The sequence below is a fragment of the Pseudomonas sp. NPDC096950 genome (genome assembly GCF_044762525.1).
GTDB lineage: Bacteria > Pseudomonadota > Gammaproteobacteria > Pseudomonadales > Pseudomonadaceae > Aquipseudomonas.
In genome coordinates, this window is record NZ_JBIWEL010000019.1 from 33,086 (window position 1) to 46,497 (window position 13,412).

The 13,412-nt window shown below is 61.2% G+C and carries 10 protein-coding genes; all 10 read left to right on the top strand.

From position 1 onward, the window contains the following. Positions 1–24: 24 nt before the first annotated feature. The 10 genes from ACIQY3_RS24550 (at position 25) to ACIQY3_RS24595 (ending at position 13,158) form a co-directional block, all read left to right on the top strand. Positions 25–2,181: a type I secretion system permease/ATPase gene (locus ACIQY3_RS24550; protein ID WP_403024745.1), complete on the top strand. Its 2,157-nt coding sequence runs from the start codon at positions 25–27 to the stop codon at positions 2,179–2,181. Beyond that, on the top strand, positions 2,171–3,538 hold the full coding sequence (locus tag ACIQY3_RS24555; RefSeq protein WP_403024748.1) for an HlyD family type I secretion periplasmic adaptor subunit: 1,368 nt from the start codon (positions 2,171–2,173) through the stop codon (positions 3,536–3,538). The genes ACIQY3_RS24550 and ACIQY3_RS24555 overlap by 11 nt, the downstream gene beginning before the upstream one ends. A gap of 431 nt (positions 3,539–3,969) precedes the next feature. After that, on the top strand, positions 3,970–4,857 hold the full coding sequence (locus tag ACIQY3_RS24560; RefSeq protein ID WP_403024751.1) for a TauD/TfdA dioxygenase family protein: 888 nt from the start codon (positions 3,970–3,972) through the stop codon (positions 4,855–4,857). A gap of 17 nt (positions 4,858–4,874) precedes the next feature. Beyond that, positions 4,875–5,900 (top strand): ABC transporter substrate-binding protein, encoded by a 1,026-nt coding sequence (locus ACIQY3_RS24565; protein WP_403024754.1) that lies wholly within the window; start codon positions 4,875–4,877, stop codon positions 5,898–5,900. Positions 5,901–5,905: 5 nt separating this feature from the next. Then, on the top strand, positions 5,906–6,769 hold the full coding sequence (locus ACIQY3_RS24570) for an ABC transporter ATP-binding protein (RefSeq protein ID WP_403024757.1): 864 nt from the start codon (positions 5,906–5,908) through the stop codon (positions 6,767–6,769). Between the two features lie 20 nt (positions 6,770–6,789). Further along, on the top strand, positions 6,790–7,656 hold the full coding sequence (locus ACIQY3_RS24575) for an ABC transporter permease (RefSeq protein WP_403024760.1): 867 nt from the start codon (positions 6,790–6,792) through the stop codon (positions 7,654–7,656). A gap of 200 nt (positions 7,657–7,856) precedes the next feature. Next, positions 7,857–8,777: a LysR family transcriptional regulator gene (locus ACIQY3_RS24580; protein WP_403024763.1), complete on the top strand. Its 921-nt coding sequence runs from the start codon at positions 7,857–7,859 to the stop codon at positions 8,775–8,777. Positions 8,778–8,996: 219 nt separating this feature from the next. After that, complete coding sequence (locus tag ACIQY3_RS24585) at positions 8,997–10,532, top strand: MFS transporter (protein WP_403024766.1); 1,536 nt, start codon at positions 8,997–8,999, stop codon at positions 10,530–10,532. Positions 10,533–10,558: 26 nt separating this feature from the next. Further along, the gene (locus tag ACIQY3_RS24590; RefSeq protein WP_403024769.1) at positions 10,559–11,623 is read left to right on the top strand and encodes an HlyD family secretion protein; all 1,065 of its coding nucleotides are present in this window, start codon (positions 10,559–10,561) and stop codon (positions 11,621–11,623) included. Then, positions 11,620–13,158 (top strand): efflux transporter outer membrane subunit, encoded by a 1,539-nt coding sequence (locus ACIQY3_RS24595; RefSeq protein ID WP_403024772.1) that lies wholly within the window; start codon positions 11,620–11,622, stop codon positions 13,156–13,158. Before ACIQY3_RS24590 ends, ACIQY3_RS24595 begins: the two co-directional genes overlap by 4 nt. Positions 13,159–13,412 lie beyond the last annotated feature (254 nt).

Here is a 13,412-nt window from a genome sequence, read left to right on the forward strand (position 1 = left end):
AATAGTTAGCCAAGAGTGCCGAGCGTGGAATCAGAAGTCAGTCGAGTTCAACTCATTAATGATCCACGCGCGCTGCATGACGATCCGTTACTGGATGGCCTGCTCGCCCTGTGCACGCTGCACCAGAAACCGGCCAGCGCCGCAATGCTGACCACCGGCCTGCCGCTGCCCAAGCAGCGCCTGAGCGTCGAGTTGCTGCCCCGCGCAGCCGCTCGCGCCGGTCTGCAGGGCCGGGTGCTGCAACGCAAGCTGGAAGATATTCCGGCAATTGCGATGCCGGCGCTGTTGCTGCTCAAGGACGGTCGCAGCGCGGTGCTGCTTGGCTGGCAGGGTGAAGGCCAGGCCCGCGTGCTGCTCAGCGAAAGCGATGGCGGCGAAAGTGTCGTCAGCCGCGAACTGCTGGCCGACGACTACATCGGCAAAGTCTTCTTCGCCCAACCGCAGCATAAATTTGACGTTAACCACGGCACGCTGATCCCGCGTGCGCGTTCGTGGTTCCGTGACACCCTCAAGCGTTCGCGCTGGCTCTATGCCGACGCCATCGCCGCCAGTTTCCTGATCAACATCATCGCCATGGCCGCGCCGCTGTTTGTGATGAACGTCTACGACCGCGTCGTGCCGAACCAGGCTGAATCGACCCTGTGGGTATTGGCTATCGGTATCACCGGCGCCTACCTGTTCGACCTGATCCTTAAAAGCTTGCGCAGCCTCTGCCTGGACCTGGCCGGCAAGAAAACCGACCTGATCATCTCGGCCACGCTGTTCGAGCGCATCGTCGGCATGTCCATGAAATACCGCCCGGCCCGGGTCGGCAGCTTCGCCCAGAACATCCACGAGTTTCAGAGCCTGCGGGACTTCCTCGCCTCGCTGACCCTGACCAGCCTGATCGACCTGCCGTTTACGCTGTTGATCTTCATGGTCATCGCGATCCTTGGCGGGCATCTGGTGTGGATTCCGGTGTTGGCGTTCCCGATTGCCTTGTTGATCGGTTACGCGTTGCAGAAGCCGCTGGTGGCGACCATGGAACGAACCATGGCCCTCGGCGCCGAGCGCCAGTCGAGCCTGATCGAAACCCTCGCCGGCCTCGACGCGGTAAAGGTCAACAACGCCGAAAGCGAACGCCAATACCAGTGGGAACAGACCATCGGCACCCTCAGCCGCCTCGAGCTGCGGGTGAAAATGCTTTCCGGCCTGGCGATGAACATCACCCTGCTGATTCAGCAACTGGCCGGGGTGATCATGATCGTCTTCGGCGTGTACCAGATTATTGACGGTCACCTGAGCATGGGCGGCCTGATTGCCTGCTACATGCTCAGTGGTCGCGCCCTCAGCCCGTTGGCCTCGCTGTCCGGTCTGCTGACCCGTTACCAGCAAGCGCGGGTGACCATGGTGTCGGTGGACCAGATGATGGAGCTGCCGCAAGAACGCAACTTCGAAGAGCGCCCGTTGAGCCGCAAGGTGCTGCAAGGCGCCATCGAATGCCGTCAGCTGAACTTCACCTACCCGAATCAGCAAAACGCGGCGCTGAAGAACATCAACCTGATCATCAAGCCCGGCGAGAAAATCGGCATCATCGGCCGCAGCGGCTCGGGCAAAAGCTCCCTGGCGAAATTGCTGGTAGGCCTCTATCAACCGGACGACGGCGCCTTGCTGGTGGATGGCGTTGATATCCGCCAGATCGATGTCAGCGAACTGCGCCACAACATCGGCTACGTGCCCCAGGACATTCAATTGCTCGCGGGCACCTTGCGCGACAACCTGGTATCCGGTGCGCGTTATGTAGAAGACGAACTGGTGCTGCAAGCCGCCGAACTGGCCGGCGTGCATGAATTCGCCCGTTTGCACCCGCAAGGTTACGAGCTGCAAGTCGGCGAGCGTGGGCAGAACCTCTCCGGCGGCCAGCGCCAGAACGTGGCCCTGGCCCGTGCGCTGCTGCTCAACCCGCCGATCCTGTTGCTCGACGAACCGACCAGTGCGATGGACAACACCGGCGAAGAACGCCTCAAGCAACGCCTCGCTGCGGTGATTGAAAACAAAACCGTGGTGCTGGTGACGCACCGGGCATCGCTGCTGTCCCTGGTGGATCGCCTGTTGGTGATCGACCGTGGACAGATTCTCGCCGATGGCCCGAAAGCCGCCGTGATGGAAGCGTTGAAGAAGGGGCAGATCAGTGTTGCTTAAGTCGGGTTTCAAGGACTCCGTCCGCCGTTACTTCAAAGGCTCCGCCTCGCTGCAAGGCCAGCCATTGCCGGAAGTGAACAAGGCGCTGATCGAAGATGCGCCGCGTGTAGTGCGGCTGACCATTTGGGCGATCATCGCTTTCTTCGTATTCCTGATGCTGTGGGCCAACTTCGCGGTCATCGACGAAGTGACCAAGGGCGACGGCAGGGCGATTCCGTCGTCGAAGATCCAGAAAATCCAGAACCTTGAGGGCGGTATCGTCTCCGAGCTGTTCGTAAAGGAAGGTCAGATCGTCGAGGCTGGCGCGCCGCTGATTCGTCTGGACGACACGCGGTTCGCCTCCAACGTGGGCGAAACCGAGGCCGATCGCCTGTCGATGCTGCTGCGGGTTGAGCGCTTGAGCGCCGAGGTGGATGACCGTCCGCTGAATTTCCCGGCGGACGTGCTCAAAGCCGTTCCTGGCCAGGCTGCCAGCGAAGAGTCGCTGTACACCAGCCGTCGCCAGCAATTGCACGATGAAATCGGTGGTTTGCAGGAGCAGTTGATCCAGCGTCAGCAAGAGTTGCGCGAATTCACCTCCAAACAGTCCCAGTACCGCAACGGGCTGGCGCTGCAACGCCAGGAAATCAACATGTCCGAGCCGTTGGTGGCCCAGGGCGCGGTGTCGCCGGTGGAAGTGCTGCGACTCAAACGCGCCGAAGTGGAAACCCGTGGGCAACTGGACGCGACCACCCTGGCGATTCCCCGCGCCGAATCGGCGATCAAGGAAGTGCAGCGCAAGATCGATGAGACTCGCGGCAAATTCCGCAGCGAAGCCCTGACCCAACTCAACGAAGCCCGCACCGACCTGAACAAGGCCCAAGCCACCGGCAAGGCCCTGGAAGATCGCGTGAGCCGGACCCTGGTGACATCGCCGGTGCGCGGCATCGTCAACAAATTGCTGGTGAACACCATCGGCGGCGTGATCCAGCCGGGCAGTGACCTGGTAGAGATCGTGCCGCTGGACGACACCTTGCTGGTGGAAGCCAAGGTTCGTCCGCAAGACATCGCCTTCCTGCATCCGGGGCAAGAGGCGACGGTGAAATTCACCGCGTACGACTACACCATTTACGGTGGGCTCAAAGCCAAGCTTGAGCAGATCGGCGCTGACACCATCACTGATGAAGACAAGAAGACTACTTACTACATCATCAAGCTGCGTACGGATCGCAGTCACCTGGGGACGGATGAGAAGCCGTTGCTGATTATTCCGGGGATGGTGGCGTCGGTGGATATCATCACGGGCAAGAAGACTGTGCTGAGTTATCTGCTCAAGCCGATTATTCGGGCGCGGGCTGAGGCTTTGCACGAGCGGTAGTTCTTCGGTGCGGCTAAGAGCCTCTTCGCGAGCAAGCCCGCTCCCACATTGGATTTGTGTCAATCACAGAACCAATGTGGGAGCGGGCTTGCTCGCGAAGGCGACCTCAAAAACGCAACCTCTCAAAAGCCATACTGATCGTTCCCACGCTCCGCGTGGGAAAGCCGCCATGGACGCTCCGCGTCCACTGTGACGCGAAGCGTCACGGGATGTATTCCCACGCAGAGCGTGGGGAACAATCGGAGTTAGAGAAAAGCCATATCGTTATTCACTAACGGTATTTAAATTTCAATTCTTATATCTATAAAGTCACTCTCCTGCGTACCCGCCGACCAATCGGCGCGCCGCACGACACGAACCAACACGGGACCTCCGTGAGTTTCTGATCGACGCGCGCGCCCTTGAGCGTGCCGTGCGTGGGAGTGATTTAAATGTCAGCCGTCTCTGCATCTCAAACCATCGCGCCGCAAACCTTCGACATCCGCCCATTCAGCGGCGCCGTGGGTGCTGAAATCATCGGTCTGGACCTGTCCCGCCCGATCAATGATCAGGATTTCGCCCGCATCCACCGTGCGCACCTGGATCATCATGTCGTTGTATTCCGCGACCAACGCATTACCCCCGAACAGCAAATCGAATTCAGCCGTCGCTTCGGCGTGTTGCAGATCCATGTGCTCAAGCAGTTCCTGCTGGCCGGGCACCCGGAAATCCTCATCGTTTCCAACATCGTCGAAAACGGCGTGTCCGTCGGCCTCGGTGACGCCGGCAAGTTCTGGCATTCCGACCTCTCTTATAAAGAGTTGCCGAGCCTCGGCTCGATGCTGCACGCCCAGGAGCTGCCGTCCGAGGGCGGCGACACCCTGTTCGCCGACATGCACAAAGCCTGGGACGGCCTGCCCGACGCGCTGCGTAAAGCCGTTGAAGGTCGATCCGCCGCGCATTCCTACACAGCGCGCTACAGCGAAACCAAATTCGAAGGCAACTGGCGCCCGACCCTGACCCCGGAGCAACTCGCCCAGGTGGCCGAAGTCGTGCACCCGATCGTGCGCACCCACCCGGAAAACGGACGCAAGGCGTTGTTTGTCAGCGAAGGCTTTACCACGCGCATCGTTGGCCTGCCGGAAGACGAGAGCAAACAACTGCTCGACGAGCTCTACGCCCACAGCGTGTTGCCGCAAAACATCTACCGCCATCAGTGGCAGCCCCACGACCTGGTGTTCTGGGACAACCGTTCGCTGATCCACCTTGCCGCCGGTTGCCCCAGCTACCTGCGCCGCAAGCTGTATCGCACCACCATCCAGGGCGACGCGCCTTTCTGATTTGCCGGAGAACCATCATGTCCAAACGTCTTCCATTCGCGCCGTTGGCGGCGGCCATCGGTCTGGGTTTCAGCCTGATCGCCGGCAGCCTGGTGGCGCCGACCGTGGCCCACGCCGAAGGTGAAATCCGTATCGCCGAACAGTTCGGTATCGTTTATCTGTTGCTCAACGTGGTGCGTGATCAAGGACTGATCGAGAAGTACGGCAAGCAGGAAGGCATCGACATCAAAGTCGATTGGACTCAGCTCTCGGGCGGCGCGGCGGTCAACGATGCGTTGCTCTCCGGCTCCATCGACATTGCCGGGGCCGGCGTCGGTCCGTTGCTGACCATTTGGGATCGCACCCACGGCAAGCAGAACGTCAAAGCCGTGGCGTCCCTCGGTAACTTCCCGTACTACCTGGTAAGCAACAATCCCAAGGTCAAAACCATCGCCGACTTCACCGAGAAGGACCGCATCGCGGTGCCGGCGGTTGGCGTTTCGGTGCAGTCGCGCTTCCTGCAGTACGCGGCGGCCAAACAGTGGGGCGACAAGGAATTCAATCGCCTCGACAAGTACACCATCGCCGTTCCGCACCCGGACGCGACCGCTGCGCTGATTGCTGGCGGCACCGAGTTGACCGGGCACTTCTCCAACCCGCCATTCCAGGATCAGGCGTTGGCTAATCCCAACGTCCATGTGGTGCTGAACACCTACGACCTGCTTGGCCCGAACTCGCCAACAGTGCTGTTTGCCACCGAGAAATTCCGTGACGAGAACCCGAAAACCTATAAGGCCTTCGTCGAAGCGTTGACCGAAGCCGCCGAGTTCGCCCAGAACGACAAAGGTGCGGCAGCCGACACTTACATCCGTGTGACCAAAGCGAAAATCGACCGCGCTGCGCTGCTGAAAATCATCGACAACCCGCAGTTCGAATTCAGCGTCACGCCGAAAAATACCTACCCGCTGGCGGAATTCCTCTACCGCGTCGGCGCGATCAAAAACAAACCGGATTCGTGGAAGGACTACTTCTTCCAGGATGCCAAACCGCTGCAAGGGAGCTGATCGACATGAACGCCCCTTTGCAAGGCCACACGGCCAGCAACCCGATCGCACCGGCAGCCGAAGCGCTGCTCTCGGTCGATCACGTCAGCCTCGAATACCGCACGCCGCAGCGTGTGGTTCGGGCCACCCATCAAGTCAGTTTCGAGATCGATCCGGCGGACCGCTTTGTGCTGCTCGGCCCGTCCGGGTGCGGTAAATCGACGTTGCTCAAAGCGGTGGCCGGGTTTATCCAGCCGTGCGAGGGCGAGATTCGCCTTCAAGGCCAAGCCGTTAATGCACCGGGTCCGGACCGGATCGTGGTGTTCCAGGAATTCGATCAACTGCCACCGTGGAAAACCGTCAAACAGAACGTGATGTTTCCGCTGCTGGCGTCGAAAACCCTCAAACGTAAAGAGGCTGAAGAGCGAGCGCTGCACTACCTGGACAAGGTCGGGTTGGCGGCGTTTGCCGATGCCTACCCGCACACCTTGTCCGGTGGCATGAAGGCGCGGGTGGCGATTGCCCGTGCGTTGGCGATGCAGCCGAAAATCCTCTTGATGGACGAACCCTTCGCCGCCCTCGACGCGTTGACCCGACGCAAGATGCAGGAAGAATTGCTGCTGCTTTGGGAGGAGGTGCGGTTCACGCTGCTGTTCGTCACGCACTCCATCGAAGAAGCGCTGGTGGTGGGCAACCGCATCCTGTTGCTGTCGCCGCATCCGGGGCGGGTGCGGGCGGAAGTTCACAGCCATCAATACGATTTGCACAGCCTCGGTGGCGTGGCGTTCCAGGAATCGGCGCGGCGCATTCATCGGTTGTTGTTCGATGAAGGCCAGTCCCCGGAAACCGAGCGCGAGCTGGATTTCTCCGATATTCGCATCGCTTACTGAGCCATTGAGAGGATTGCCCGATGAGCCAGTTGTCATCTGCACGCAAAGAATTTGAAACCGTCCTGGAGCCCCTGACGAGCGTACCGCTGGAGCGCGAATTGCCCCTCGGCCAGCGCATTTGGCAACAGGCCTGGATTCGTAAAAGCCTGATCCTGATTTTGCTCGCGGTGCTGTGGGAAGTAGTTGCCCGCATTCAGAACAACGACTTGCTGCTGCCGAGTTTTCTGCAAACCAGCAGCGCACTCTACGACGGACTGCTCAGCGGCGAATTGCTGGGCAAAGTCTGGATTTCCCTGGTGGTGTTGCTCAAGGGTTACCTGATCGGCATCGTCCTGGCGTTTGCCCTGACCACGCTGGCGGTCTCGACGCAGTTTGGTCGCGATCTGCTGAGTACCCTGACCTCGATGTTCAACCCGCTGCCGGCGATTGCGCTGTTGCCGCTGGCGCTGCTGTGGTTTGGCCTGGGGCAGAACAGCCTGATTTTCGTGCTGGTGCATTCAGTGCTTTGGGCCTTGGCCTTGAACACTTACGCCGGGTTTCTCGGTGTCTCGGAAACCCTGCGCATGGCCGGTCGCAACTATGGCCTAAAGGGCATGCGCTTCGTGCTGTTCATCCTGATTCCGGCGGCGCTGCCGTCGATCCTGGCCGGGTTGAAAATCGGCTGGGCGTTTGCCTGGCGCACGTTGATCGCGGCTGAATTGGTGTTTGGCGCGACCAGCGGCAAGGGTGGTTTGGGTTGGTATATTTTTCAGAACCGCAATGAGCTGTACACCGACAAAGTGTTTGCCGGGTTGGCGGTGGTGATCTTGATTGGGTTGCTGGTGGAGAACCTGGTGTTTGACACCCTGGAGCGGGTGACGGTGAAGCGGTGGGGGATGCAGCGCTGAGTTTTGTAGTGCCTGGCCGGGCCTCTTCGCGAGCAAGCCCGCTCCCACAGGTTTTTTGGTCCTGCACAAAATTTCATCCACTGAAGAACCCTGTGGGAGCGGGCTTGCTCGCGAAGGGGCCGGACCGGTCAACACATTACTCTGAGGATGTTTGCTAGCATTGCGCCTGAATCAATCCTGATCAGTCATGAGTGCTCAGCATGCAACTCCCGGACATGAACCTGCTGGTCGCCCTCGACGCCTTGCTCGATGAGGGCAGTGTGGTGGGCGCCGCGCGGCGGATGAACCTCAGCCCGGCGGCCATGAGCCGCACCCTGACCCGCATTCGCGAAGCCATCGGCGACCCGATCCTGGTGCGCGCCGGTCGTGGCCTGGTGCCAACCCCCAAGGCATTGGCACTGCGCGAGCAGGTGCGCGACGTGGTCGAGCAAGCGGCGCTGCTGTTCCGCTCCGCCGATGCGGTGGAACTGGGCACCTTGCGTCGTCGCTTCAGCATTCGCGCCAATGATTTTTTCGTCGGTGTGTATGGCGGCAAGCTGTTCGACACCATGGAGCGTCAGGCCCCGCATTGCGAGCTGCGCTTCGTCCCGGAAGGCGATGGCGACGATGAGGCGCTGCGCGAAGGGCGGATCGACCTGAGCATCAGCAACAATCGCCCGTTGATGCCGGAGGTGAAGATCCAGAACCTGTTTTCCACCCAGTTCGTCGGCCTGGCGCGAGAAGACCATCCCCTGTTCGATGAAGAAATCACCGCCGAGCGTTATGCCGGGTTTGCGCATATCAGCATGTCCCGTCGCGGGATTGCCCGTGGGCCAATCGACACGGCGCTCAATGCACTGGGCCTGGAGCGGCGGGTGGCGGTGATCGCGCCGAGTTTCCACGCGGCAATGTTTGCGCTGCCCGATTCCGATCTGCTGCTGCCGGTGCCGAAAGAAGCGCTGCTGAGCGTACGGCGGTTAGGTCTGAAACTGCGCTCGTTCACCCTGCCGATTCCATTGCCGACGCTGATGTTGACCCAGGCCTGGCATCCCCGCTACGACAAGGACCCGGCCCACCGCTGGATGCGCGAAACCCTCAAAGCGTGTTGCGATGAAACCTGGCTGGCCGCGCAACCCACTTGAAGCCAACACAAATCCCCTGTGGGAGCGGGCTTGCTCGCGAAGAGGCCAGCACATTCAGCACCCATACTGACTGACCCACCGCTTTCGCGAGCAAGCCCGCTCCCACAGGGTTGGTCATCATTGCGTCTGACGCACTTATAACCTGCCAACAAGTCAATTTTCGTAACGCCAAACCCTCCATAAAATGCCCCGGTATTCCCTTCCCGGAGCTCGCAGTACATGACTTCCCTCACGGCCCCGGCCCCTCTCGCCGCGACCAGCCCTGCCGCCGCTGCGCCACCGGTCTTCGGTCTGCGGATCATCATCGGCCTGGTGGGCGTGCTGCTGGCGGTGCTGGTGTCGGGCCTGAACGAGATGGTGACCAAGGTTGCCCTGGCCGACATTCGCGGCGCATTGGCCATCGGTTACGACGAAGGCACCTGGCTGGTCGCCAGTTACACCGCGACCTCGGTGGCGGCCATGGCGTTCGCGCCCTGGTGCTCGGTGACGTTCTCGTTGCGGCGTTTCACCCTCTACGCCATCGGTCTCTTCACGCTGCTGGGCGTGTTGTGCCCGTTCGCGCCGAACTACGAAAGCCTGTTGCTGATGCGCATCGTGCAAGGCCTGGCGGGCGGGGCGTTGCCGCCGATGTTGATGACCGTCGCCCTGCGTTTCCTGCCAGCCAACGTCAAACTCTATGGCCTCGCCGGATACGCCCTGACCGCGACCTTCGGCCCGGGCCTCGGCACGCCACTGGCCGGGTTGTGGACCGAGTACGTCGGCTGGCAATGGACCTTCTGGCAAATCATCGTGCCGTGCCTGATCGCCATGGCCGCCGTGGCTTACGGTTTGCCCCAGGACCCACTGCGCCTGGAGCGCCTCAAGCAATTCAACTGGCGCGGTTTGCTGCTGGGTTTCCCGGCGATCTGCATGCTGGTGATCGGCATCCTGCAGGGCAATCGTCTGGACTGGTTCGAATCGAGTCTGATCTGCTTTTTGCTCGGCGGCGGCTTGCTATTGCTGGTGCTGTTCCTGATCAACGAATGGTCGCAGCCGATTCCGTTCTTCAAGTTGCAGATGCTCGGCATTCGCAATCTGTCGTTCGCCTTGCTGACCCTCGCCGGGGTGCTGGTGGTGCTGTTGGCGGTGGTGGTGATTCCGTCCAGTTACCTGGCGCAAGTCCAGGGTTATCGGCCGATCCAGACCGCGCCGATCATGCTGCTCGCGGCGCTGCCGCAGTTGATCGCGCTGCCGTTGGTGGCGGCGTTGTGCAACTTTCGTTGGGTCGATTGCCGTTGGGTGCTGGGGATTGGCCTGGGCATGCTGGTGCTGTCCTGCCTCGGCGGTTCGCAGCTGACGTCGGTGTGGATTCGCAATGATTTCTACGTGCTGCAACTGCTGCAAATCTTCGGTCAACCGATGGCGGTGTTGCCGTTGCTGATGCTGGCCACCGGCAGCATTTCACCGATGGAAGGCCCGTTCGCCTCGGCCTGGTTCAACACCGTCAAAGGCCTGGCTGCGGTGATCGCCACCGGCATCATCGAGGCGTTGACCACTGCCCGCCTGCATTTCCACTCGACCATGTTGGTGGACAACCTCGGCAACTCACCCCTGGCCGACAGCGACAGCGCCGGCCTTGCTCATCGACTGCACGAGCAGGCCGTGGTGCTGACCGCTTCCGATCTTTACCTGTGCATGGCGGGCGTCGCTGCGGCGCTGATCCTGCTGATTTTCTGGCTGCCGACGCGGATGTATCCACCGCGTGCGCCGACTTGAACGCTTCACTGAACCAGAAGGTTTTTATGACGACTTTTACCAAGCAAAAAGTGGCTGTCGGCGTCGCCGCAGCGATCGCGGTCGGCGTGCTGATTTACCTGGTCGCGCCAGGCCTGTTCGGCAAACGCACACAACAGAGCACCAACGACGCTTTTGTCTCGGCGGACTTCACCCTGGTCGTGCCACGGGTCGCCGGGTTTATCAAAGAGGTGTTGGTGGAAGACAACCAGCAGGTCAAGGCCGGGCAATTGCTGGCGTTGATCGATGACCGCGACTTGCGCGCCGCCGCCCAGGCCGCCGACGCCGAAACCCTGGTGGCCAGGGCACAGCTGCAAAACGCCCGGGCGACTCTTGAACGCCAGACATCGGTCATCGCCCAGGCCCAGGCCACGGTGGTGTCAGCCAAGGCGGAAATGGCTTTCGCCGAGCATGAATTGAATCGTTACGACCACCTCGCGGGCGTCGGTGCCGGTACGGTGCAGAACGCGCAACAGGCGCGCACGCGCATCGATCAGGCGACCGCTCGATTGGCCAACGCCACGGCGGTGTTGGCGGCGGAACGCAAGCAGGTGGACATCCTCACCGCCCAGCGCGATGCCGCCGAAGGTGGGTTGAAACGCGCGCAAGCGGCGCTGGAAATTGCCAGTTACGAGCTGTCCTACACGCGGATCGTCGCGCCCCAGGACGGCATGGTCGGCGAGCGGGCAGTGCGGGTCGGTGCTTATGTCACGCCGGGGAGCAAGATTCTCGCCGTGGTGCCATTGGCCCAGGCTTACGTGGTGGCCAATTTCCAAGAGACACAACTGACAGATGTGCAGCAGGGGCAGGACGTGCAGGTGCGCGTCGACAGCCTCGGCGGCCAACTGTTGAGTGGTCGCGTCGAAAGCATCGCGCCGGCCACCGGGGTGACGTTCGCCTCGGTCAAACCGGACAACGCTACGGGCAACTTCACCAAAGTGGTGCAGCGAATTCCGGTGAAGATTGTGCTGGATCCGGGACAGCCGTTGGCTGAGCGGTTGCGGGTGGGGATGTCGGTGGATGCGCGGATTGATACTGCCAGCGTGGATAAGCATGAGGTGGTTCAGCGATGAGGAAATTTATTGGCTTGTCTGGCGCCTTCGCGAGCAGGCTCGCTCCCACCTTGAAATGCATTCCCCTGTGGGAGCGAGCCTGCTCGCGAAGAGGTCAGTTGCCTCAACTCACCCTGTTGGTCTTGAGCCTCAGCGCCTGCACCGTCGGCCCAGACTTCCATAAACCCCAACCACAGCAAATCACCGAATGGTCAAAACCAGCCAAGCCCGCCGAAAGCCAAGCGGTTACCCAAACCCTGGACGAACGCTGGTGGGAAGTTTTCCACGACCCAAAACTCTCAGCCCTGAGCCAACGCGCCCTGACCGATAACCTCGACCTCAAACTCGCCAGCAGCCGCTTGCAACAAAGCCGCGCCGCCCGCCAAGTCATCACTGCCGACCGCTATCCGACGACCGCCGCCACCGGTAGCTACGGACGCGAACGCAACAGCGGCGAAGGCCTGAGCGATCCGTCGGGTAAAAACGGCCGCTCGGCCTTCAACCTCTGGGACGCCGGTTTCTCCGCGTCCTGGGAACTGGACTTCTGGGGCCGCGTGCGCCGCGAAACCGAAGCCGCCGACGCGACTCTCGAAGTCGCCGAAAACGATCGCCGTGGCGTGCTGTTGTCGGTGCTGGCCGAAACCGCCCAGGACTACATTCAGTTGCGCGGCGTACAGAACACCCGCGCCGTCACTGAGCAAAACCTCGACGTCGCCCGGCATAGCTTGAAGCTCTCGCAACTGCGTCTGGCGGACGGCGTCGCGACGGACCTGGACGTCGCCGAAGCCGCCGCCCAAGTCGCGGCCATCGAATCGCGCCTGCCAGCGTTGGAGCAGCGTCAGTCACAACTGATCAACGCCTTGAGCCTGTTGATGGGCGAGCCGCCGCAAGCGCTGCAAGCCGAGTTATCCACAGACGGCCCGGTGCCGCAAACCCCTCGTCAAGTCGCGATCGGCCTGCCGTCGCAACTGGCCGAACGCCGCCCCGACATCCGTCAGGCCGAAGCGCGCTTGCATGCCGCGACCGCCAGCATCGGCGTGGCCAAGGGCGATTTCTATCCGCGAATCACGCTGTCCGGCAACATTGGTTCCCAAGCCATGCAACTGAGCGATTTCGGCTCCTGGGGCTCACGCTCGTTCGGCATCGGCCCGCAATTCAGCCTGCCGCTGTTCGATGGCGGTCGCCTGCGCGGCGTGCTCAACCTACGCGAAGCCCAGCAACAGGAGGCAGCCATTGCCTACCAACAAACCGTGCTGCGCGCCTGGCATGAGATCGACGACCAACTGACCGCCTACAACGCCAGCCAACTGCGCCGCGACAGCCTCGCCGAAGCCGTGCGCCAAAACCAGATCGCCCTGCGCACCGCACAACAGCAATACGTGGAAGGCGTGGTGGACTTCGTCAACGTGCTGACGGTGCAGGGCGAGTTGTTGGCGACTCAGCAGCAATGGGTTGAGAGCTCGACGGGCGTGTCGTTGGCGATGGTGGGGTTGTACAAGGCGTTGGGTGGGGGATGGGAGTCGGTTTATCCGGTGGTGGAGACTGCGCAGCGATAGTCAGTTCGCAAAAATTGAAAAACCGGCCGAAGCCGGTTTTTGCGCCCCTAACGGCCAGCCGAACTTAATCGCTGCGTACAAGGGTGGGTAAAGAATGTGATCCGTCCATACCCACAATGGACGGCATTCCGAGCAGGCCGTAGGACGCTTCTTGGCGGTTTGTAAGGAAACGAACACCAATCGCCTATCGCTCTCTTTCAGCAATGATGGCTATTCGCTTGACGCAAACCCCCGCTGTCGTAGACTCCGACCAT